This window comes from Streptosporangium sp. NPDC005286, assembly GCF_040607515.1.
GTDB lineage: Bacteria > Actinomycetota > Actinomycetes > Streptosporangiales > Streptosporangiaceae > Streptosporangium.
Genome location: NZ_JBEXGU010000152.1, coordinates 1 through 22140, shown reverse-complemented (window position 1 = coordinate 22140; position 22140 = coordinate 1). Strand labels below are relative to the sequence as shown.

Below are 22140 nucleotides of genomic sequence, written 5' to 3'. Positions count from 1 at the left end.
CTCCTGCGATCGTCAAGGATCGAGGTAACGGTCATGTGTCAGCACAAGCCTCCGTGCCCGCCCGCGAACGCCCCTGATCACGACGCGGCCCGCCTGGTGGCGTTTCATCCGGAACAGGGATGGGGGCTGCTCTGCAACGGCGTGGTGCTGTTCGACGACACCGGCGAGCTTCTGCCCGACGGGCGCAGCATCCCCGCTCACCGGGATTGCTATGTGCGGGCGGCCTGACCCCGTGTGCCGCCAGGGTCTCGCGGCGGAGTACGCGACGCCCGGCCGGTCCGCCATCCCCCCGGCCGGGAAACGACCTCTCGGGGACAACCTAGGTTGGGGGTACGAACGCGGTGGGTCGGCCGCCACGGTTGAGGCGGGCAGCGCCGGCACGGCGTCGGTGGCCATGGCCAGGGCCGCCGCGGTGCTGCGGAATAAGCGGTCACGCATGGAGATCACCGCTCGCCGGGGCCGTGGAGACGAGGGCGTGGAGCGCGGCCGAGTCGGCGGCGCCGAGCACGCGGTCGCCGATCGCGAGCACGCCCTTCACCACCTCCGGCGGAGCCGTGGCGGCCATCCGCCGGACGAGCCCGGTTCGGGTCGGTCGGTCGAGGGACGGCAACATCAGTTCCAGGCTGATCGTCTGGATCTCCGGCGTCGTCTCGGCCATGAACGCCGCCCGTGCCGCCGCGATCTCCTCGTCGGTGCAGCGGGCCCAGATGCGTGGCATCACCACGGTCTCCTCCTCCTGCAGGTGCGGGAGGTAGGCCGCGGTGAATCTGGCCAGGTCGCGGTAGAAGGCGAGGCCGGCCACCGGATCGGGCTTGACGACGAGCGCGTCGAAGCTCTCGGCCAGGTGCTGCTCCAGCTCCTCCAGGTCCGTGTGCTGCTCGGCGATCGCGTCGGTGGTCTGGTGCTCGTACGGGTCCAGGACGCGCAGGATGTGCCGGTCCTCGTGTTCGGTGTGCGAACGCAGCAGCGCCAGCAGGGGCTGCCAGCGCGCCGCCAACTGTTCGATGTCGTCGTCATCGGCCCAGTCGGTGGCGCCCGCCAGCATCGTGACCTCGAACAGGCCCCGGCGCAGTGCCTTGTGAATGTGGGTGAACAGGTCGTCCCGTTCCATGTTCGGCTCCTTCAGGTCGAATGCTGAAAAAGCTAGTAAGGGGCCGCCGGGGAGCGGTATCCCATAAACATGGGGGTGGTGAGGAGGCCACGTACGGGCGATCCTTCGAACATGGACTTGCACGAAGGGCTGCGCCGGATCGCGGTGCGGGGTGGTGACCTCACCGAGGTGCGCACGGAACTCGACCGGCTGTTGCGCCGGGTCATCGGGTACGACATCGCGGCGATCTCCACGGTCGACCCGGCCACCCTGTTGTGGACGAGCTGCTTCGTCACCGGGATCGGGCACGAAGGCGGCGCGGACCGCGAGCGCATCATCTTCGATCTTGAGTTCCGCGACGCCGACCTCAACGGCTACACCCGGCTGGCCAACGCCGCCGTGCCCGTCGCGGGGTTGCACCAGGCCACCGGCGGCCGGATCTCCGAAGCGGCGCGATATGAACCGCTGCTGCGTGAGCTCGGGATTTGCGACGAGGCCCGCGTGATGTTGCGGTCCCGCAACGGCTGCTGGGGGTCGCTGACGCTCTACCGGTGCACGCCGTCGCCGCCGTTCGGGGCGGCCGAACTCGCGGCGTTGACCGGGGCGGTCTCCCCCATCGCGGACCTGTTCCGGCTGACCCTGCTCCGTGCCGCCCTGGACGTCGCCGAGGGCATCGAAGATCCTCCGGGGATGTTGCTCGTACGCTCCGGTGGCGAGGTCGAGACGCTCAGTACCCAGGCGCGCACGTGGCTGGAGGCCATCGACGATCGGGGCCGCATACCGAGTGCGGTCAGGTCCGTCGTGGCCGCCGCCCAGGCCGGGAACGGCCCGGCCACTGCCGCCCTGCCGGCCCGGGGCGGAGGGTGGGTGATGCTGCACGGCTCGCCGATCGAGGGTTCGGCGGACCGGGTGGCCCTCATCATCGAGGGCGCCCGTCCCGCCGTGCTCGGTCAGATCATCGCCAGGGCCTACGACCTCACCTCGCGCGAGCGTGAGGTGACGGCGCTGGCCGCGCAGGGGCGCAGCACCCGCCAGATGGCCGCCGTGCTCGGCATTTCGCCGTTCACGGTGCAGGACCATCTGAAGGCGGTCTTCGCCAAGACGGGAACCCACAGCCGGGGTGAGCTGGTGGCCTCACTGCACACCCGCCACTACGCTCCGCGCGTGGCGGCGGGGGCGGCTCCGAGCCCGTACGGCTGGTACCTCGATGACGAATGTTCCGTCTAGGTGTACTGATCGCAGAGATGAGGGGCCGGTGGATCAGGAACTGAGTGAGGCCACGTGGGTGAAGTCGCCGTTCTCGGGTGACAACGGCGGCGAGTGCGTGGAGGTCGCGAAGCTGCCCGGCGGCCGGGTCGGTGTCCGCGACAGTAAGGACCGGTCGGGTCCGGCGCCGGTGTTCACCCCGGCCGAGTGGGCGGCGTTCACCCGCTGGGTCCGCACCGACGACACCGTCTAGTTTTACAACGATCCGCAGCACGGCAGGCCCTCGCATCCAGATGCGGGGGCCTGACTGTCACGTGTCTCTACCAGGGCCTGTGCGGAGTACGGATCTTCATGCGAGTCGCCACGAACGCCGATCCGCCGCAAGACCGTGACCATCGACAAAATCGACGCCGGGGTCACCTGTCCCGACCCCACCCGTGTCCAGTCGCCGAGCCTCGGGCTGGAGGTGACGCCGACCCTGGATCGCCCGCCGCACCTCGCCCGCCACGGCACTGATCACGGCGATCGCCGGCCCCGCGATGTCCATCGTCGTCGGCCCCAACCCGGCTCCCAGTGGCTCGCAAGGGCGGGTTCCTAACGTCCGCCCCGTAAGAGTGATCGAGCCTTGCGGGAGTGGGACGCGTGGACATGAGGTTGTTGCTGGGGCTCGACGGGCCGGATCTGTCCGCGTTGGCACGGGCCGTCGTGGGCGTGTTCGGGCCGGGTTGGCCGCCCGACGCGAAGTTCTCCGTGGACTTCGCGGACGAGGTGCCCGGTGCGGACTGGTTGGAGCGCTTCGCCGCCCGCCAGGAGAAAGGGGCGGAGAGCGCCGTCGGGTGGAACGGTGACGGGGAGCCCTTCGCGTTCAACATCGGTAACGCCATCGTGAAGGCGGGCCGCGACGGCGACTGGACCGCCGAGTCGCTGCTGGAGGTTCTGGAGGACCTGCCCTTCGCCGTCGCCTCCACCGGAGGCGTCCATCACTGGACCGGCAACGGGGGCTTCGCCGATCTCCACTACAGCCACGGATGGGCGTGCGCGTTCAGGGGAGCGGGCCATGACCGCCTGCTGTCGCGGCGGTGGCTGGAGCACGGCCCGTGGCGGCTCCTCACCCGTGGGGACATCACGCTGGTGCAGTTCCACGATCTGGCCGCCGACTCCGAGACCGCGCGGCGGCAGGCCTGGCCGGGGCACGAACTCCTCACGGCGGGGGTCGGCTACGTATCGCCCCTGCCCGGCGGAGCGCGGGACCACCCGTGGCCGAAACGCCGGAGCGGGTTGCGCGGCCTGTACGACGCCGACACGCGGACCCTGCGGATCGTCGTGCACGGCCGCGCCGTGCACGACGCCGAGATGCGCGACGCCCGCCTGGCCGTACTCGAAGACTCCGGTGACCCGCCGATCGCCGGAGTCGCGTACGTGTTCATGGAGGAGGTGGTGGCCCGCGCGCACCTGCACAGGCTCTGGCTGCACGAGTTGGAATGCTGGACGGTCAGCCACGGCCGTGAGGTCCGCCTTGACGAGGACTACCGGCCCGCGCGCACCCCACCGCGATGGGCGCTGGCACCGACCTGACCCCGCCCCGCGAGGTGCCGATCTTCCAGACAGCCCTCTGCGTAAGGGATGCGCCAAAAATGGGATGGATTGTGTATATTTTCCGTTGTTAGCTCTTGCTTGAAGGAGGATTTATCGTGACAGCTCTGCCGCGGGTACTGTTCGATGAGGCTCACAGCGAGTCGTGGACCATCCGGCGGGACGTGGCCGAGACGATGAATCCCGGCCATCCCGACGACAGCAGCTACGCGCGCGCCGCGCAGTTGCTGCGCCGGCTGGGGCACACCGTGGACGCGCACACCGAGGGGCCGCTCACCCCGGCCCTGCTGAGCGCGCGGGACGTGCTGGTGATCGCGCACCCCGCCGACGGGCGCTGGGAGCGGACCACCGGGCTGGGCAGCCCCGTCCTGCCCGTCGAGGAGCTGGACGCGATCGAGGAGTACGTCGCGGGCGGCGGCGGGCTGGTCGTGCTGGCCGAGTACGAGCAGGAGAAGTACGGCAGCAACCTCACCGAGCTGCTCGCGCGCTTCGGCGTCGGGGTCGAGCACACCCTCGTCCACGATCCGCAGAGCGCCCACAACGGCGTGGCCGCCTGGGTCATGGGTGCCCCGCGAAAGATCGACGTCGCGGGCCAGGACCTGCTGGCCGGGGTGCGGAGCGCCTGCTTCTACCGGGCCGGGGTGCTCACCGCACCCGAGGACGCGGCGGTGCTGTTCGAGACCTCGCCCACCGCGACCCCCGCGGGCCGCCCGCTGGCGGTGGCCGTACGGCACGGCGAGGGCCGCGTGGTGGTCGTCGCCGACTCCGACCTGTTCGGCGACGACTCGATCGGCGACCACGACCACGCCGCGCTCTGGGGCAACCTCGTCACCTGGGTCGCCCGCGTCCCCGCCCCGGTCGAGGCCAGGCGGTCCGAGGCCCGCGCCGCCTTCGAGGACCTGAAGCGGGCGATCGAGGAGCTGCGGCCGATGCAGGCCAAGGACGGCTCGGTCGAAGGGGACCACGCCAGGGCCGTCGAACTGGTCACCGGGATCGTCGAGTGCGTCGAGCGGCTCGCGCCGCGCTTCCCGCACGACGCCGGCTACCTGGCCGCCGTGGTCGCCGACCTGCGCAAGTGGGCGGACCAGGGCCTGGGCGTGCCCGACTTCCTCGACTCGCTCGACGCCTTCCACCCCGACACCCAGCGGGTGGACGGCCTGGAGCACCTCGTGCTCTTCCCGATGTACACCCAGAACGGCACCACCTCCCGGCACATCGAGGCCGTGTGGATCCGGACGATCTGGCCGGAGTGGCTGGCCGAGCTGGAGCGGACCCGCTACGACAACCCGATGTTCGTGCCGATCGCCTTCGAGGACTTCACCTCCGGCTACGACACCAACTCCGCGGTGCTCTTCCCCGAGACCGTCGCGGTCCGCCAGACCCCGGCCCGCTTCACCTGGGGCGGCATCTTCGCCGACCGCGAGGCCGCCAGGTTCCGTGCGGTGAGCGGGGCGGCGGCGGACACGCTCAAGCTGGCGCTGCCGCCGGACGCGGCCAGGCTGATCGCCTCGCAGGAGCTGGCCCAGGACACCTTCGTGCTCTGGGACCTGATCCACGACCGCACGCACAGCCACGGCGACCTGCCGTTCGACCCGTTCATGATCAAGCAGCGGATGCCGTACTGGCTGTACTCCCTGGAGGAGCTCCGCTGCGACCTGACCGCGTTCGGCGAGGCGGTGAAGCTGGAGAAGGAAGGGGTGCCGCACGCCCGCTACGTCCAGCTCGCGGTGCTCTTCGACCGGCTGTTCCGCTTCCCGATCACCGGTGACCGCGTCCGCAACTACGACGGCCTGGGCGGGCAACTGCTCTTCGCGTACCTGCACCGCAACGACATCGTCAGGTGGACCGACAACCGGCTGAGCGTCGACTGGGACCGGCTCGCCGGGGGCGTGGCCGACCTGCGGGGCGAGGTCGAGAAGCTCTACCGGGACGGCATCGACCGCTCCAAGCTGGCCCACTGGCTGGCCGCCCACCAGCTGGTCGCCACCTACGTCGAGCCGCACCCCGCCTCGGTCTGGGCCCGGGGGGTGGCGGCCCTCCCCGTTGAGGGGTTCCCCAAGGCCGTGGTCGACGCGGTGTTGCCCGACGAGTTCCCGCTGAGCATGTTCTACGAGGCCCTGCGTCGTAAGCTCACCGATGTCATCGACTCCACGAAGGGCATCCGAGCATGATCATCCTTGTCACCGGCGCGGCCGGTCCCGCCGGTCAGGCCGTCGTCCGCAGGTTCACCGGCCAGGGGCACACGGTGATCGGCGTCGACAGGAGCGGTGCCGACGGAACCCTGGCGGTCGACCTGCTCGATTTTGACGCGGTGCGGGGGCTCGCGCGGGATGTGGCGGCCGAGCACGGCCACCTGGACGGGATCGTGCACCTGGTCGGCGGCTGGCGCGGGTCCAAGACCTTCGCCGAGACGTCGCTGGATGACTGGGCGCTCCTGCACGACCTGCTGATCCGCACCCTGCAGCACGTCACGCTGGCCTTCGAGGCGCTGCTCAAGGCCGGCGGGCGCGGCCGGTTCGCCATCGTCTCGGCCAAGACGGCCGAGCACCCGGGTCAGGGCGACGCGGTGTACGGCACGGCCAAGGCCGCCGCCGAGGCGTGGACCCTGGCCTTCGCCGACGCGCTGAAGGACACCGCCTCCACCGCGAACATCCTGGTGGTCAAGGCGCTCGTGCACGACGGCATGCGCGCGGCCGCCCCGGAGCGGAGGTTCCCCGGCTTCACGGACGTCGACGACCTCGCCGAGGCGATCGACAGGCTCTGGGAGACCGACGCCAACGGCACCCGGATCGACCTCACCGAGGGCTGACCCGTACGGCGGCCACGAAGAAGTACGACGGCGCCCGGGCGCCGAGCAAGGGGAAACAGCACGTGACGGACGCCATCCGCAGGCACGACCCGCTGGTGAAGGGCTTCGCCAGCGACAACTACGCCGGGGTACACCCGGAGATCCTCCAGGCGATCGCGCTCGCCAACGAGGGACACCAGACCGCGTACGGCGACGACGTCTACACCGAGGCGCTGCAGGGGATCTTCAAGAGGCACTTCGGCCCTGCGGCCGAGGCCTGGCCGATGTTCAACGGCACCGGTGCCAACGTGGTCGCGCTCCGCTCGATGACCGCCCACTGGGAGGCGGTGGTCTGCGCGGAGTCGGCGCACATCCACACCGACGAGGGCGGCGCCCCCGAGCGGTCGGCGGGGCTCAAGCTGCTGCCGGTCGCCACCCCCGACGGCAAGCTCACGCCCGAGCTGATCGACAGGCAGGCGTGGGGCTTCGGCGACGAGCACCGGGCCCAGCCCAGGGTCGTGTCGATCACGCAGACCACCGAGCTGGGCACGCTCTACACGCCGGAGGAGATCAGGGCGATCTGCGACCACGCCCATGATCTCGGCATGGTCGTCCACCTCGACGGCGCCCGCGCCACCAACGCCGCCGCCGCATTGGACGTGCCGCTGCGCGCGTTCACCACCGACGCGGGCGTGGACGTGCTCTCCTTCGGCGGTACCAAGGCCGGCCTGATGTTCGGCGAGGCGGTCGTGGTGCTCAACCCCGACGCCGTCCGCGGCCTGCGCTACCTGCGCAAGAGCGCCATGCAGCTCACCTCCAAGATGCGGTTCGTCTCGGTGCAGTTCGAGGCGCTGCTCGCGGGTGACCTGTGGCTGCGCAACGCCCGCAACGCCAACGCCATGGCCCGGCGGCTCGCCGAGGCGGTGCGGGGGGTGCCCGGCGTGGAGATCCCGCGTCCGGTGCAGGCCAACGCGGTCTTCGCGATCCTGCCCGGGGACGTGACCGAGCGCCTGCAGAAGCGGTTCCGGTTCTACACCTGGAACGAGGCCACCGGCGAGGTCCGCTGGATGACCGCGTTCGACACCACCGAGGCCGACGTGGACGCGTTCGCCGCCGCGGTGGCGCAGGAGATGGGCACCGCCTGACCACGGTGGGCAAGGAGCAAGGGGAGCGCTTATACTCGCGGGTATGAGCAAGCACAGTCTGGGTCTGTGGCGGGCCGCTGAGAGGCGGATCCGCTAGCCAGTCCCGACTGCGCACAGAAACGGCCGCCGTTCACCGGCGGTCGTTCTTGTTTTTCCGTACGGCCGGTGCGCGACGGTCCCCCTTCCACGAGGAGTGACCATGACAAAGCGCGTCTTCACCGCTTTCAAACCGACCGGCCACCTCACGCTGGGCAACCTGCTCGGCGCGATCATGCCCGCGGTACGGCTCCAGGACGAGGCCGACTGCGTCTACGCCGTCGCGGACCTGCACGCTCTAACGATCAAGCACGACCCGGAGCAGCTCCGCGCCCGCACCCGCGAGGCGGCGACCCTGCTGCTCGCCTGCGGCCTTGACCGCTCTCTCGTCTACATCCAGTCCCAGGTGCCCGCGCACACCGAACTGGCCTACCTGCTGGAGAGCACCGCCCACTTCGGCGAGATGCGGCGGATGATCCAGTTCAGGGAGAAGTCGGCCGGGCAGGAGGAGGTCCGGCTCTCGCTGCTCACCTACCCCGCGCTGATGGCCGCCGACATCCTGCTGCACCGGGTGGACATCGTGCCCGTGGGGGAGGACCAGCGCCAGCACGTGGAGCTGACCAGGGACCTGGCCCTGCGGTTCAACCGCCTGTACGGCGAGGTCTTCACGGTGCCCGAGGCGGTGCAGCCGCGGGTCGCCGCCAGGGTCATGGACCTGAGTGATCCCACCTCGAAAATGGGCAAGTCGGATGGCTCGGCCGCGGGAACCGTCTATCTGCTCGACCGGCCCGACGACATCCGGCGCAAGGTCATGCGGGCGGTGACCGACTCCGGCACCGAGGTCCGCCACGATCCGGTGGGCAAGCCCGGCGTCTCCAACCTGCTCGCCCTGCTCGCCGCCTGCTCGGACCGGCCGATCGAGTCGTTGTCGTACGGGTCGTACGGCGCGCTCAAGCGGGATGTGGCCGAGGCGGTGGTGGAGAGGCTGCGGCCCGTCCAGGAGCGCTACACCGAGCTTTCGGCGGACCAGGCCGAGCTGTCGCGGCTCCTGTCGGGCGGGGCGGCGCTGGCCACCCGGCGCACCGCCGGCCTGCTGGCCGCGGCCCGGCAGGCCATCGGCCTGCCATGAAGGCGGCCTGAAGCCGGGTCTCGCCCGCCGGGTTCGGCCGCGTCCCGGGTCCCGGCAGGCGGGACTCCCCGGGCACGGGGCGCGGTGGACCGGATCCGCCACACCGGCGGGCCGGGCTCAGTTCTTCTGGCCCGTCTCGTGCTCGTACGCGGTCAGCTGCTGTTCGAGGGCCTTCATCAGCTCGAAGACCTGGCTCGGGGGGATGCGGATCCGGCTGACGATCCGGGTCGGCACGCTCACGAAGTGATGCCCCGAGGAGGGGTCGTTGGCCAGCTGGGGTGGTCTGGTGATCACCGCGAAGTCCAGGACGAACCCATCCTGGGTGTGCCACACGGAGGCGAAATTGGCGTACTGCCCCATTTCTACCTCGGCGGAGATGCTCACCTCCAGGCGGTTCTCCGGCTCGTCGTTCACCATTCTCTTTCCTCCGGCCAGGTTGACTCCATGCTGCCCTGGCCGGAGACCGGCCACACAGGGACGCGCCGACGCTATTAAAGGATGGAAGGCAGCCGCTGGGCGCCGCGCTGCCGCAACATGTCGGTCATCAACTCGATCTCGCCTGTCTGGCCGTCGACGATGTGCTGCGCCATGGTGGCCACCTCGTCGCGGTCGGACAGTTTCAGCAGCCCCCGGCCCATCTGCACGCCGCCCTCGTGATGGCGGATCATGAGCTGCAGGAAGAGGATCTCCTGGTCCTTGCCAGTGGCCTCACGGAGCTTTTTGAGCTCGTCGTCGCTGGCCATACCGGGCATCGTGGTAGAGGCGCCCGGCGTTACAGAGTGGCCGCCGTGACCGGCCATCCACGCCATGACCGGTCGCTCCGTCGACTGGTTCAACCCCCACTGCTGCAGCCAGCCCGTGAAGATGCCGCGCTGGGCCGTCTGGGTGACGATGATGTCGTAGGCCAGTCGTCGGAGCGCCTCGTCCTCGCTCCCGTCCCTGGCGATGAAGGACATCTCGACGGCCTGGGCATGGTGGACGGCCATGTCGCGGGCGAATCCCGCCTCTGCCGAGGCGTCGGTCGGGGATGCCGTCCTGCCCAGGACGAACAGCAGCGTGATCGCCACGGCCAGGACACCGAGCAGGACGCCGAACAGGACGCCGCGCCTGGACTTTGCACTGTTTTTCACCGGAGTTTCCATTGCCCGCCCAGCGTACCCACTGCCGCGAATCATCGCTGTATCACGTGTTATGAGCCCTTTATTCTCCACATACGCCGGTAGGGCATAGGGTGACCGGAGTTGTTTGCTGGCTGGAGGGTTGATGACCAAGGAAAAGGCGCAGGCGAGGCGAGAGCATCTTGCCCGGATGCGTGCGGAGCAGCAGCGCAAGGAGCGCAGAACGGCCTTCCTGATGTGGGGGGCCGGAGGCCTCGTCGTCGTTCTGCTCGTCGGGCTCGTCGCCTTCTACATGGTCAACGAGCGGGCCGCGACCTCGTTGGACAACGTCACCAGCGCGAAGTACGCCGGCAGCCAGCACACCCAGACCAAGGTGACGTACAAGGAGAGCCCTCCGCTCGGCGGTGAGCACAACCCGGCCTGGCAGAACTGCGGTATCTACGACCAGCCGATCAACAACGAGAACGCCGTCCACTCCATGGAGCACGGCGCCGTGTGGATCACCTACCGGCCCGACCTGCCCAAGGCCGAGCTGGACGCGCTGAAGGAGCTGGCGTCCAAGGACTACATGCTGCTGAGCCCGTACCCGGAGCTGCCCGCCAAGGTCGTGGCCAGTTCCTGGAACAAGCAGCTCAAGCTGGACAGCGCGGAGGACCCGCGGCTGCCCAAGTTCATCACCAAGTACAAGAACGGCCCGGACACCCCCGAGCTCGGTGCCTCCTGCAGCGGCGGCGTGGGCAGCACCACCGCCGAGGCGCCCATCCCGGCGAGCGCGCCGTCCACGGATCCCAGCCAGAGCGCTCCGGCCAGCGACGCCCCGGCCACCGACGCCCCGGTTCCCAGCGCCACCCCGGCGCCCTGACCAGGTCCTGATCTAGGCCCGCAACGCCCACTCCAGGGGCACCGCCTCCAGTCCGTGAGCCTCGGCCACGGGCCGGTTGGTCAGGTGCCCCTCGTGCGTGTTCAGGCCCCGTGCCAGCGCGGGGTCGCCCAGGAGGGCCTCCCGCCAGCCCAGGTCGGCGATCGCGAGGGCGTAGGGGACCGTCACGTTGGTCAGGGCGTACGTCGAGGTGTGCGGGACCGCGCCCGGCATGTTGGCCACGCAGTAGAACACCGAGCCGTGCACCCGGTACGTCGGATCGTCGTGGGTGGTGGGCCGTGAGTCCTCGAAGCAGCCGCCCTGGTCGATGGAGATGTCCACCAGGACCGAACCGGGCCTCATCCGCGAGACCAGGTCGTTGTCGACCAGCTTGGGGGCTCTCGCGCCCGCGACCAGCACCGCGCCGATGACCAGGTCCGCGTCCAGCACCGCCCGTTCGATCTCGTAGGCGGTGGAGGCGACGGTCCTGCAGTGGCCCCTGTAGATCATGTCCGCCTGGCGGAGCCTGTCGATGTCACGGTCCAGCAGCAGCACCTCCGCCTGCATGCCCAGCGCGATGACCGCGGCGTTCATACCGGAGACCCCGGCACCGATCACGACCACGCTGGCCGCGTGCACGCCGGACACCCCGCCCATCAGCACGCCTCGCCCGCCGCCCTGGCGCATCAGGTGATAGGCGCCCACCTGCGGGGCGAGCCGTCCGGCCACCTCCGACATGGGGGCCAGCAGAGGCAGGGAGCCGTCCGCGTTCTGCACCGTCTCGTAGGCGATGCCGGTGATCCCCGATTCGAGCATGGCCCGGGTGCAGGCCGGCGACGCGGCCAGGTGCAGGTAGGTGAAGAGCACCTGACCCTTGCGCATCCGGTGGTACTCCTCGGCGACGGGCTCCTTGACCTTCAGGACCAGGTCGCCCTCGGCCCACACGTCGTCCGCGGAGTCCAGGATGGTCGCGCCCACGCGCCGGAAGTCGGCGTCGGGAATGGCGGACCCCACCCCGGCGTCCTTCTCGACGAGGACCTCGTGGCCGTGCCGGATGAGCTCATGGGCTCCGGCGGGAGTCAGGGCCACACGGTACTCGCGATTCTTGACCTCGCTGGGAACAGAGATCTTCACGGCTCCTCCAGGGTGGGCACGTGTCCTCTTCTTCACGTTGCGTTCCCCGAAAGTGAGTAATCACGCGCAAGGTAGCAGGAAAGGGGCGGCGCCGGTGGCATACCGTCAGCGGTCCGTCGACGCCCGGCCTGTCGGTGTCCATCCTGACTTGCGGGGTTACCGGCTTCCCGCGCTGATCGATAGGCTCGCCGCGAACAGATGCGAGGAATACGGGGATATGACGATGGGGATGCACGCGGGGCAGGGTGGGCCGCCCATACCGCAGGGACCTCCAGCAGGGTCTGACGAGCCCGCCGGCGCGTCATGGGGACCCTCATCCTCCTACGACGCCTTCACGCCGCCGGAGCGCCGTGAGGCCTTCACGCCGCCCGAGCGTCCCGGCGCCCCAACCGGACGCCACGCCCGTGGCCCCTGGGAACCGGGCGCTGAGCCCCCCGGCGAACCTGGTCCCGGCGGCCCTGATTCCGGTGGTTCCGGCCCCGCTGGTCCGAGGCCCGGCGATCCCGGCTCCGAAGGTCCGGGGCCCGGTGGTTCGGACCCCGGTGACACGAGGTTCGCCGGCCCGGGTTTCGGCGACCGTGGACCGGATGGCCCAGGTCAGGGCGTGCCGGGGCCGGGTGGTCAAGGTCCGGGTGGTCAAGGTCCAGGTGGTCAGGATCCGGGCGGCCAGGGGCTGGGTGGCCCCGGAGCGGGCGGTCCGGGAGTGGGCGGTCCGGGAGTGGGCGGTCCGGAGGCCGGTGGCAGGCAGGCCGGAGGTCCGCCGAACGGGGCGCCGGGGATGCCCAGGGCGAGCCGGATCACGACCGCGATCCTGTTGACCACCCTGGTCGTCGTCGTGCTGATCACCGGCGTGCTCGGCACCATCGCGGTACTCATGACCCGCAACCCCGACATGCCGCTCGGCGCCAAGCCGCCCAGCCGGCTGGCGGTTCCCATCCACTTCGCCCCGGTGACCGAGGCGAAGGCCGGAGCCTGCACGCTTCCGGAGACCTACCCCGACGACCTCGGGCAGAACTGCTACTCGGTCGCCGCCGGGGTCACCGTGAACGCCGTGCGGAAGATCGAGGCGATCAAGGAGAAGAACGGCACCTACTCGGTCAGGATCGCGTTCGCGCCCACCTTCCGCGAGCAGATCACCGACCTGACCGAGGAGGTGGTCAAGGAGGACGACCCGGTCAGGCAGCAGATCGCGATCGTCGTGGGGGAGAAGGTGGTGGCGGCCCCCCGGGTCGCCCAGGCGATCACCGCCGACAGCCTGAGCATCGCCGGCTCCTTCACCAAGGAGCAGGCGGACGCGATGGTCGTCCGGCTGCTCGGCTCAAGCGGCATCGGCACGGAGTCGACCGCCGGCCCCCGGCCGGACGACACGTCGGTCTTCACCCCGCCGGCCGATCCGGCCACGGACCCGCAGCCCAACCAGCCCGTAAGCCCGTCGAACAACGGCGTCCCGGCCGCGACCAATCCGGCGGGGACGGACCCGGCCGCGACCAATCCGCCAGGGACGGACCCGGCCGCGACGACCCCGCCGGGAACGGACGCCGCCGCCACCAACCCCGTCACCCGGAACACCGCTCCGGCCACGTCGGGCGACGGAGACCTCGACCCCAAATACCGCACCTGCAAGGAAGCGAACGACAACGGCTACGGCCCGTACCACAAGGGGATTCACAAGGAGTACGACTGGTACATCGACGGGAACAAGAACGGGATCGCCTGCGAGCTGAACGACAGGTCCTGAGAGCGGCCCCGTGCGATCCGGGCCGGCTCAGAAGAACAGCGTTCCGATGCCGTCGACGCCGAAGTAGACCGCGAAGATCAGGCTGACCACCCAGAGCAGCCACGGGATCCTCCGGGCCCGGCCGAGGGCCGTCTGGACAATGGCGTAGGAGATCACGCCCGCGCCCACCCCGTTGGTGATGCTGTAGGTGAACGGCATCAGCACGATCGTCAGGAACGCCGGGATCGCGATGCCCAGGTCCTCCCAGGGCACCTTCCTGACCTGGGTCATCATCAGCGCGCCCACCAGGACCAGCGCGGGCGCCGCCGCGGCGGCGGGGACGACGGTGGCGACCGGGGTGAAGAGCAGGGTCAGTGAGAACAGGGCGCCGGTGACGACGGACGCCAGGCCGGTCCTGGCTCCCTCGCCGACCCCGGCCGCCGACTCCACGAACACCGTGTTCGCCGAGGAACTCGTGAGACCCCCGATCGCCGCGGACACGCCGTCCACGGTGAGGATCGCTCCCAGCCGGGGCACCCGGCCCTGCTCGTCCACCAGGCCCGCCTCGTCGCTCACCCCGATGATGGTGCCCATCGCGTCGAAGAACCCCGACAGTACGAGCGTGAACAGCACGACGGTGGCGGTCAGCGCACCGGCGCGGGCGAATCCGCCGAACAGGTCCACCTGGCCGACCAGCCCGAAGTCGGGCGCTCCGACCACCGCTTCCGGCATCCGGGGGATCACCACGCCCCAGAGTTCCGGCGGGACCGTGGTGAACGTGTCGACCACGACGGCGAGCACGGCGGTGATCACGATGCCGATCAGGATGGCGCCCCGGGTCTTGCGCACGAAAAGGGCGATCATCACCAGCAGCCCCAGGCAGAACAGCGCCACCGGCCAGCCCGTCAGGCGCCCGGTGGTGCCGAGCTGGACCGGCGACCCCGTACCCCTGCCGACGAAACCCGCGTCCACCAGCCCGATCAGCGCGATGAACATGCCGATACCCACGCTGATCGCGTGTTTCAGCGCCAGCGGGATGGAGTTCATGATGAGCTGCCGCAGCCCGGACACGGCCAGCAGCACGATCACCAGCCCCTCCAGCACGACCAGCCCCATCGCCTGAGCCCACGTCATGTGCGGCGCGGCCTGGTAGGCGACCACCGCGTTCAGTCCGAGCCCGGCCGCGACCCCGAGCGGTGCGTTGCCGATCACTCCCATGAGCAGCGTGCTCACCGCCGCCGCGAGGATCGTCGACGTGGTCAGCTGCTGGGTCGACAGCCTGGCCCCCGTGACGTCCGTCGCCCCGCCCAGGATGATCGGGTTCAGCAGGATGATGTACGCCATCGCCATGAAGGTGGTTATCCCGCCCCGGAGCTCGCGGCCGACCGTCGTCCCCCTGGCCGAAAGCTCGAAGAAGCGATCCATGGTCTCCCCTCCGGACGTGGAGGGGATGGGCGGTTCTTACCCGTTCAAGGCGATGTCATGGGGGCGAATGGGCACCCGAGGCAGCGGCAGGCCGGTCGCGGCCCGTACGGCGGCGGCCACCGCGGGGGTGGACGAGAGGGTGGGCGGCTCGCCCGCGCCGCGCAGGCCGTAGGGGGCGTGCGGGTCCGGGTTCTCCAGGATCGACACCCGCATCGGCGGCATGTCGAGGATGGTGGGGATCAGGTAGTCGGTGAACGAGGGGTTTCGCACCACCCCGTCCTGGACCTGGATCTCCTCCATGAGCGCCAACCCCAGCCCCTGGGCCGAACCGCCGTGGATCTGGCCCTCCAGCGCGAGCGGGTTCATGATCCGGCCCACGTCCTGGACCGCGGCCAGCTCCACCACCTTGACCAGGCCGAGCTCCACGTCCACGTCCACGACCGCGCGGTGCACGCACAGCGCGAGCTGGGTGTGGGAGTCGCCCTGCCCGGTGAGGGGATCCAGCGGGAAGGTGGGCCGATGCCGGTACTCCCTGGTCTCCTCCACGGCCCCGGCCAGCTCCAGAGCCTGCACCAGCGACGATCCGTCGGCCCGCAGCTTGTCCAGCCGCTCCCGCACGGCCTGGCAGGCAGCCCTGACCGCACCACCGGTGACGTAGGACTGGCGGGACGCCGACGAGGACCCGGCCGACCCGACGGAGGTGTCCGCCCGCGCGACCGTCACCGTGTCGATCCCCAGCTCGGTCCTGGCGATCTGCTCCTGGACCATCAGCAGACCCTGTCCCACCTCGGCCGCCGCCGTGTGCACCAGGACGTGCGGCTCCCCGCCGATCAGCTCCACCCGCACCCTGGCGGTCGAGTGGTCGTCGAAGCCCTCGGAGAAGCAGATGTTCTTGATGCCCACGCCGTAGCCGACCCCGCGCCGCACGCCCTCGCCGTGGGTGGTCTGTGAGATGCCGCCCGGCATGTTCAGCAGGTCCGTCCCGCCCGCGTCGTCCGAGGCGGTGGGGGCGGCGGGCAGCGGCATCGCGGCGAGTTCCGCGAGCATCTCGGCCAGCGGCGCGGGCGAGTCGATCACCTGCCCGGTGGCCAGCCTCGACCCCTGGGAGACCGCGTTGCGGATTCTGACCTCGACGGGGGAGATCCCGCACGCCTCGGCCAGCCTGTCCATCTGCGACTCGTAGGCGTAGCAGGCCTGCACCGCGCCGAAACCGCGCATCGCCCCGCAGGGCGGGTTGTTGGTGTAGACGCCGTAGGCGTCGATCCACACGTTGTCCACCTCGTAGGGGCCGACCCCCAGCGAGGCCGCGTTGCCGACCACGGCCGGGGAGGTGGAGCAGTAGGCGCCGCCGTCCAGCAGGATCTCCGCCCTGACGTACAGCAGCCTGCCCTCGCGGGTGGCGCCGTGCTCGTAGCGCATCCGGGCCGGGTGCCGGTGGACGTGGCCGTAGAAGGACTCCTCGCGGTTGTAGACGATCTTCACGGGACGGCCCGTGCGCAGGGCCAGCATGCACGCGTGGACCTGCATGGACAGATCCTCACGGGCGCCGAACGCACCGCCCACCCCGGCCAGCGAGAGCCGCACCTTCTCCTCGGGCAGTCCCAGGCACGGCGCGATCTGGCCCCGGTCGGCGTGCAGCCACTGCGTGGCGACGTACAGGTCCACCCCGCCGTCCTCGGCGGGTACGGCCAGCCCGGACTCCGGGCCGAGGAAGGCCTGGTCCTGCATGCCGACCTCGTACTCGCCGGTGACCACCACCGGGGCCTCGAACGTGGAGCCGACCCGGATCGGCTGGTGGCGCAGCACGTTGCCGCGCTCGTGGACCGCGGGACAGGAGGTGTCGAAGGCGGCCCGGCGCGGGTCGGTGACGGCCTCGCGGACCTCGTACTCCACGATGACGGCCTCGGCCGCCCTCCTGGCGCGCTCGGGGTGGTCGGCGGCGATCAGCGCGACCGGCTCACCCTGGTAGCGGACCTGGTCGATGGCGAGCACCGGCTGGTCCCTGTGGTCCAGCCCGTAGAACCTCTCACCGGGCACGTCCTCGTGGGTGAGCACCGCGTACACGCCGGGCATGGCCAGCGCGGGGCCGACGTCGATCGAGCGGATCCACGCCGACGGGTGCGGGCTGCGCAGGGTGACCCCCCAGATCATGTCCGCCAGATACAGGTCGGAGGAGTAGGCGAACTCGCCCGTGACCTTCAGCGTCCCGTCGGGACGCAGGACGCTCTCGCCGATGCCCAGGCTCTGCCGCGTTTTGATGCTGCTCACTCTGGTAGTACATCAGCCGGGTACGGGGCCGGACATGGCAGACCCGGGGGAACGCGGGAGGCGGTCGTTAGCGACTCTTACGGTTGTGCCCGGCCGGGTGCGCGTGATCAGCCCGTTGGGCTCGCGGTCCTCAGAGAGCCATCATCCGGCCCGGGGAGGTGGACGGTTTCTCGCGGGTGGCCCCGATGGCCGCCCGCTCCGCCGACGCCTCCTTCTCCACCTCGTCGTTCCCCGTCGCCCTGGCGGACGCGACGGAACGCCCCAGGTAGGTCACGGCCTGCTCCACCTCGCCGAGGAGCCGCAGGGAGCGGGCCAGGCCGAGCAGCAGGTACGGTTCGGCGACGACCACCTGTGCGGCGCGCGCGCAGTCGAGGCCGGCCTCGAAGGAGGCCCTGGCCGCCGCGGCGTCCCCCAGGTCGAGGTGAACGCCGCCGAGCCTCTCGTGCACGGCCGTCTCCTGATACAGGTTGCCGTCCCTGCGGCACTTGAACAGGGCCTCGTCCAGCATGGCCAGTGCCTGCTCGAACCGGCGCAGGCCGTGGTACCCCGAACCGATCATGGTGAGCGCGTAGTGCTCGCCCGACCTGTACCCGATCGCGTCCGCGACCTCCCGCTGCTTCTCGGCGCAGTCGATGCACTTCTCGTAGCAGCCGAGTGCGAGGTAGTTCATGGCGAGGTTGCCCAGCGCCTTCTGCTCACCATGCCGCTCGGAGAGCCGACGGCACAGGATCAGGTGCTGCCGGAAGTGGCGCAGGGCCTCTTCGAGACGGCCGACCATGTTCAGCGCGAGGCCCACGAGGCTGTGTGCCCCCGCCTCAAGCCGGCGATCCTCCAGCCGTTGCCCGGCCGCGAGGGTCCGCCGGCTGATGGTGAGGAGACGAGCGGGAAGGCCGGCGTGGTGGAGGTGCCAGAAGAGCGCGAAGACCAGGGCGACGCCGAGACGCGATGTCCGCTCCCGGGGAGCGGACATCGCCTGGAAGGCGGCGGACAGGAGATTGGCCTGTTCCCGGTTCAGCCACTCGTGGGCCTCCTGGTACGAGCCGAGCGGGAGAGGATCGGCACCGAGATCGACGTCCGCCGACTCCGCGCGAGGGTAGCGGGCCAGCTTCACGGCCAGCCGGGTGGTCCCGACATAGAAGCTCAGCGCCCGGTCCAGCATGGCGTCGCGATCCGTCTCCGTCTCCTCGCGTGCGACCTGCTCGCCGGCGAACAGCCGGATCAGGTCGTGCGGCCGGTACCTTCCCGGCTCGTCCTCCTCCAGCAGGTGCGCGTCGACCAGCCGTTCCATCGCGCGCTCCGCGGTGTCCGCGGGGACATCCAGCAGGGCGCCGACGACAGGTGCCGTCACGTCGGCCGTCTGCAGCACGCCGAGCGCGCGCAGCGCGCGGGCGGCCGTCCGGTCAAGGTGGTGGTCGCTGCCGGCGAGCATGTCATGACTGACCGCGAGGCTGGATCGGACCGCGAGATCGCCCGCCGCCAGCTCCCGCAGCCGCCCCCGCTCGTCCTCCAGCCGGCTCACCAGATCGACAACGCCCCACCGCGGCCGGTTCGCCAGCCGGGCTCCCGCGATGCCGACGGCCAGTGGCAGGCCTCCGCAGAGGTCGATCAGGCGCGCCGTCGCCTGAACGTCCTCGGCGACCCGCTCCTCCCCGATCAGTCTCGCGAGCATCGTGGAGGACTCGGCGCGCCGCATCCTGGAGATCGGTATACGGGCACAGTCGTCGAGCAGGGTGAAGCTCTCCCGGCTGGTCGCCAGGATCGTGTTGCCCATCGGCACCGACAGCAGCGGGCGGATCTGGGCCTCATCGGCGGCGTCGTCCAGCACGATGAGGGTCTCGCGGCCGTCGAGTTCGCCGCGCCACAGGGCGGCGGCCTCATCGAGGTCGGCGGGAATGTCACGCTGGGGCATGCCAAGATCGCGCAGGAACCTGCTGATCACCTCGATCGGTTCCAGCCGCCTCATGCCCGGCGTCGCCCCGCGCAGGTTCACGTACAGCTGCCCGTCGGGGAAACGGTCGCGGACCAGGTGCGCGGCCCGGAGCGCCAGGGTCGACTTGCCGGATCCGGGTGCCCCGGTGATCGCGACGACGTGCCGGGGCGGACGGCCGTCCCAGGGAGAGAGCAGCGTTCTCAGCCGCACGAGCTCCTCCGCGCGTCCGACGAAGTCGGTGGGGTCGCGCGGCAACTGGTGAGCCACCTTTCCCCGGGCGGCGGCGCGGTGCCGCGAATGCGAGGGCTCCCGGAGCGGGGGAACCCGCTCCGGGAGCGTGGGGAGCGTCGCCGAGGGCAGATCGAGCAGGGGGTCGGCGCGTAAGATCAGCTCATGGCACCTGCGGAGACTCTCGTGCGGCTGGATGCCGAACTCCTCGGCCAGCAGGTGCCGGATCTCCTGATAGACCTTCAGCGCCTCCACCTGCCGGCCGCAGCGGTAAAGCGCGACCATGTGCAGCTCGCGGAGCCTTTCGCGCAGCGGGTGCTCGCGGATCAGGGGGGCCAGCCGGGCCGCGGCCTCCTGGGGGCGCCGGAGCAGGAGCAACAGGTCCGCGTGCAGCTCCAGCGAGGTCAGGCGTAGTTCGTTCAACCTGTGCCGCTCGAACTCGGCGAACGGACCGGGAATCCCGCCCAGGCACGTGCCCCGCCACAGTTCCGAGGCCCTGTTCAGGGAGTGCAGGGCGGTCTCGTACGAGTCCTTCGCGTGCGACTTCCTGGCCAGGTCAAGGCTGCGCTCGAAGAGCAGGGCGTCCACCTGCTCCGGCGCGAGCCGCAGCGAGTATCCGCCGGGGACGGAGACCAGCGGCCTCGAAGGTCTCCGCGGATCCCGGTCCGGGTCCAGTGCCCGTCTCAGCCTGGACACGTACGTGTAGACGCTCTGTTCCGCCGTCTTCGGCGGCCGCTCTCCCCATACTCCGTCGATCAGCCGGTCTCTGGTGACCGGCTGTCCCGCGTTGATCGCCAGGATGCAGAGGACGGCCTGCTGCCTGGGCTCTCCCAGGTCGAGCTCGAGTGAACCCCTCCGGCCGGTCACCGGTCCCAGAACGTCGACGCCGAGTCTCTCCGCGGGAAGGTCTTCGCCGGTGGTGGTAATGGCTTCCGTTTCGTCCACCAGGCCTCCACACGCGGTTGGGCATGACACAGCGAAGTCGAGGAGAACGACCTTATCTGACAAGTTCGCGGCGCGGAGTCCCCCGCTGATCGCCTAGACGATCCCCGCCTTGGCGATACGGACTCCCGCCTGGAATCTGCTCTGCGCTCCGACCCGCTCCATCGCGGTGGCCATGTGGCGGCGGACGGTGCGGGAGGTCAGGCCGAGATGGCGGGCGATCACCTCGTCCGTCAGGCCCTCCGCGGACATCCTTAGAACGGTCCTTTCCTGGTCCGTCAGCGAGGACAGCGACTCCCGCTCGCGGCGGCGTGGTGCGGCCTGTGACCAGACGCGCTCGAACAGCTCTCCCAGCAACGTGACCAGTGCGGGGGTGCGCACCACCGCCATCCGGGAGGTGTGGCCGGTCATGGCGACGAGGCCGTCGATCATCAGGAATCTCTCGGAGATCAGCGGATCGACCCTCAGTTCCACCGACTCGGGGAAACCGGCCGCCCCGGACGATGAGCCGATGACGACCCTCGTCCGCACGCCAGGTGGAATGACAGCCGAATTGAAGATGCGGGAAAACGCGACGCCGGCTCTGGGATTGGGCAGGAGAACGGCCACGCTACGCCTCGCGGACGAGCAGAGGGTGTTGATATCGGGCCGGATCTGGTCGCTCCCTCCGGCCGAGGAAGAGGTCAGGAAAGAATGGGTCATGTGCCCCTCGCGAACTGCGCTTGACCGAACACCCGCGTGTTCCTCCCGGCAGGTGACGCCGCTCTCGGATCGGACTCCGATGAATTTCCGAGGTGATTCGCGATGCGGAAGGGGAGGCACGTGGCACGTGTGCTGGATCCACCGTCGTACGCGCGTGAAGGAGAGTCGTCCATCGATCGTCCCTCCGTCCTGTCGTTCCGGTCCGCGATGACGAGAGAGCCGCCAGGAAAGGGATTCTCGGACCGGAGGCCCGGAGCAACAGAATCCCGGCCGGTGGTCCTCGCCGGATCTTTCTGGAATTCCCGCCTTCCGACTGTCGCAGGCGATCCTAGAGATCATCTAGAGACGCCCGGGGACGGGCCGCGTGGGGCCGAGCAGGAGGCCGGGATCCGAGGGGGACGAGGCGAGGGCGGGCACGGGGGGCGGGCCGTCCCGCGACCTCTCTCCGGGCAGGCCGCGCTCGCGGCTTCATCCGGGGGGCTTTTCCCTGCCTGAAGTGGACAGGCCGCTCCGTCTTCGGGGAAGTCGGCTGACCGGTTTAGGACATTGACTTGATAGCGGATTAGTTCAATGTATTTCTAGAGTAATGGCTGGTTTAAAAGCGGGGTGTCGAGAGACGCGGCCGGTGACACGGGGGGCGGCGACATGGATTCCGTGAGTCGACAAGCCCGCGGACCGGTCGGCGGCACGGGGAGGCGGCTCGAATCCCGCGAGCCGACCGGGCCGCGGGCCGGGCGGCGGAGTCGGGCGGGCGGCACGGCCGGGGCGCGGAGGGGGGGGGGGGGGGGGGGCGCGGCCCCCCCCCCACCTCGGTGGTCGGCCCCTGCTCC

The 22140-nt window shown here is 70.3% G+C and carries 18 protein-coding genes; 10 read left to right on the top strand and 8 right to left on the bottom strand.

Features of this window, described 5'->3' with window-relative positions; all coding sequences use genetic code 11:
- Positions 1-33 precede the first annotated feature (33 nt).
- Positions 34-228 carry a DUF5999 family protein gene (locus tag ABZU75_RS36430; RefSeq protein ID WP_355564623.1) on the top strand — a complete coding sequence of 65 codons (195 nt, stop codon included), beginning with the start codon at positions 34-36 and terminating at the stop codon, positions 226-228.
- Between the two features lie 202 nt (positions 229-430).
- Here ABZU75_RS36430 and ABZU75_RS36425 read toward each other — a convergent pair whose 3' ends face one another.
- Complete coding sequence (locus tag ABZU75_RS36425; RefSeq protein WP_355564620.1) at positions 431-1111, bottom strand: hemerythrin domain-containing protein; 681 nt, start codon at positions 1109-1111, stop codon at positions 431-433.
- A 111-nt stretch (positions 1112-1222) separates the two neighbouring features.
- On the opposite strand from ABZU75_RS36425, the gene ABZU75_RS36420 reads away from it, so the two are divergent.
- From ABZU75_RS36420 to trpS, 7 genes are all read left to right on the top strand, one after another.
- Positions 1223-2317: a helix-turn-helix transcriptional regulator gene (locus ABZU75_RS36420; protein ID WP_355564616.1), complete on the top strand. Its 1095-nt coding sequence runs from the start codon at positions 1223-1225 to the stop codon at positions 2315-2317.
- A 28-nt stretch (positions 2318-2345) separates the two neighbouring features.
- A complete protein-coding gene (locus tag ABZU75_RS36415) occupies positions 2346-2549 on the top strand; it encodes a DUF397 domain-containing protein (protein ID WP_355564613.1) in 204 nt (67 codons plus the stop codon).
- A gap of 395 nt (positions 2550-2944) precedes the next feature.
- Positions 2945-3871: a hypothetical protein gene (locus ABZU75_RS36410; RefSeq protein ID WP_355564610.1), complete on the top strand. Its 927-nt coding sequence runs from the start codon at positions 2945-2947 to the stop codon at positions 3869-3871.
- A 116-nt stretch (positions 3872-3987) separates the two neighbouring features.
- Positions 3988-6060: a DUF6421 family protein gene (locus ABZU75_RS36405; RefSeq protein ID WP_355564607.1), complete on the top strand. Its 2073-nt coding sequence runs from the start codon at positions 3988-3990 to the stop codon at positions 6058-6060.
- On the top strand, positions 6057-6698 hold the full coding sequence (locus tag ABZU75_RS36400; RefSeq protein ID WP_355564604.1) for an SDR family oxidoreductase: 642 nt from the start codon (positions 6057-6059) through the stop codon (positions 6696-6698). The genes ABZU75_RS36405 and ABZU75_RS36400 overlap by 4 nt, the downstream gene beginning before the upstream one ends.
- A 62-nt stretch (positions 6699-6760) precedes the next feature.
- Entirely contained in the window at positions 6761-7822 is a 1062-nt protein-coding gene (locus tag ABZU75_RS36395) for a low specificity L-threonine aldolase (protein WP_355564601.1), read from the top strand.
- 199 nt (positions 7823-8021) lie between these two features.
- Positions 8022-8987 (top strand): tryptophan--tRNA ligase, encoded by a 966-nt coding sequence (trpS, locus tag ABZU75_RS36390; protein ID WP_355564598.1) that lies wholly within the window; start codon positions 8022-8024, stop codon positions 8985-8987.
- A 117-nt stretch (positions 8988-9104) separates the two neighbouring features.
- Here the strand turns inward: trpS and ABZU75_RS36385 are convergent, their stop codons facing one another.
- Both ABZU75_RS36385 and ABZU75_RS36380 read right to left on the bottom strand, forming a co-directional pair.
- Positions 9105-9404, bottom strand: coding sequence for a DUF3467 domain-containing protein (locus tag ABZU75_RS36385; RefSeq protein ID WP_030921269.1), 300 nt, complete (start codon positions 9402-9404; stop codon positions 9105-9107).
- Between the two features lie 74 nt (positions 9405-9478).
- Positions 9479-10117 (bottom strand): DUF305 domain-containing protein, encoded by a 639-nt coding sequence (locus ABZU75_RS36380; RefSeq protein WP_355564594.1) that lies wholly within the window; start codon positions 10115-10117, stop codon positions 9479-9481.
- A 133-nt stretch (positions 10118-10250) separates the two neighbouring features.
- Between ABZU75_RS36380 and ABZU75_RS36375 the strand changes: the two genes are divergently transcribed.
- Entirely contained in the window at positions 10251-10967 is a 717-nt protein-coding gene (locus ABZU75_RS36375) for a DUF3105 domain-containing protein (protein WP_355564591.1), read from the top strand.
- Positions 10968-10979: 12 nt separating this feature from the next.
- Here the strand turns inward: ABZU75_RS36375 and ald are convergent, their stop codons facing one another.
- Positions 10980-12098: an alanine dehydrogenase gene (gene ald / locus ABZU75_RS36370; protein ID WP_355564588.1), complete on the bottom strand. Its 1119-nt coding sequence runs from the start codon at positions 12096-12098 to the stop codon at positions 10980-10982.
- 778 nt (positions 12099-12876) lie between these two features.
- Between ald and ABZU75_RS36365 the strand changes: the two genes are divergently transcribed.
- Complete coding sequence (locus ABZU75_RS36365) at positions 12877-13836, top strand: excalibur calcium-binding domain-containing protein (RefSeq protein ID WP_355564585.1); 960 nt, start codon at positions 12877-12879, stop codon at positions 13834-13836.
- Between the two features lie 27 nt (positions 13837-13863).
- On the opposite strand, the gene ABZU75_RS36360 is transcribed toward ABZU75_RS36365, so the two are convergent.
- The 4 genes from ABZU75_RS36360 to ABZU75_RS36345 all read right to left on the bottom strand — a co-directional run bounded on the left by ABZU75_RS36360 (position 13864) and on the right by ABZU75_RS36345 (position 21139).
- Positions 13864-15240, bottom strand: coding sequence for an NCS2 family permease (locus ABZU75_RS36360; protein ID WP_355564582.1), 1377 nt, complete (start codon positions 15238-15240; stop codon positions 13864-13866).
- A 36-nt stretch (positions 15241-15276) separates the two neighbouring features.
- Complete coding sequence (locus ABZU75_RS36355) at positions 15277-17508, bottom strand: molybdopterin cofactor-binding domain-containing protein (RefSeq protein ID WP_355564579.1); 2232 nt, start codon at positions 17506-17508, stop codon at positions 15277-15279.
- Positions 17509-17638: 130 nt separating this feature from the next.
- On the bottom strand, positions 17639-20611 hold the full coding sequence (locus tag ABZU75_RS36350; RefSeq protein WP_355564575.1) for a BTAD domain-containing putative transcriptional regulator: 2973 nt from the start codon (positions 20609-20611) through the stop codon (positions 17639-17641).
- A 93-nt stretch (positions 20612-20704) separates the two neighbouring features.
- A complete protein-coding gene (locus ABZU75_RS36345) occupies positions 20705-21139 on the bottom strand; it encodes a helix-turn-helix transcriptional regulator (RefSeq protein WP_355564572.1) in 435 nt (144 codons plus the stop codon).
- Positions 21140-22140 lie beyond the last annotated feature (1001 nt).

Coding starts and splice junctions, on each gene's coding strand:
- ABZU75_RS36430 (WP_355564623.1), top strand. CDS start 34: ATGTGTCAGCACAAGCCTCCGTGCCCGCCCGCGAACGCCCCTGATCAC.
- ABZU75_RS36425 (WP_355564620.1), bottom strand. CDS start 1,111: ATGGAACGGGACGACCTGTTCACCCACATTCACAAGGCACTGCGCCGG.
- ABZU75_RS36420 (WP_355564616.1), top strand. CDS start 1,223: ATGGACTTGCACGAAGGGCTGCGCCGGATCGCGGTGCGGGGTGGTGAC.
- ABZU75_RS36410 (WP_355564610.1), top strand. CDS start 2,945: ATGAGGTTGTTGCTGGGGCTCGACGGGCCGGATCTGTCCGCGTTGGCA.
- ABZU75_RS36400 (WP_355564604.1), top strand. CDS start 6,057: ATGATCATCCTTGTCACCGGCGCGGCCGGTCCCGCCGGTCAGGCCGTC.
- trpS (WP_355564598.1), top strand. CDS start 8,022: ATGACAAAGCGCGTCTTCACCGCTTTCAAACCGACCGGCCACCTCACG.
- ABZU75_RS36385 (WP_030921269.1), bottom strand. CDS start 9,404: ATGGTGAACGACGAGCCGGAGAACCGCCTGGAGGTGAGCATCTCCGCC.
- ABZU75_RS36375 (WP_355564591.1), top strand. CDS start 10,251: ATGACCAAGGAAAAGGCGCAGGCGAGGCGAGAGCATCTTGCCCGGATG.
- ABZU75_RS36365 (WP_355564585.1), top strand. CDS start 12,877: ATGCCCAGGGCGAGCCGGATCACGACCGCGATCCTGTTGACCACCCTG.
- ABZU75_RS36360 (WP_355564582.1), bottom strand. CDS start 15,240: ATGGATCGCTTCTTCGAGCTTTCGGCCAGGGGGACGACGGTCGGCCGC.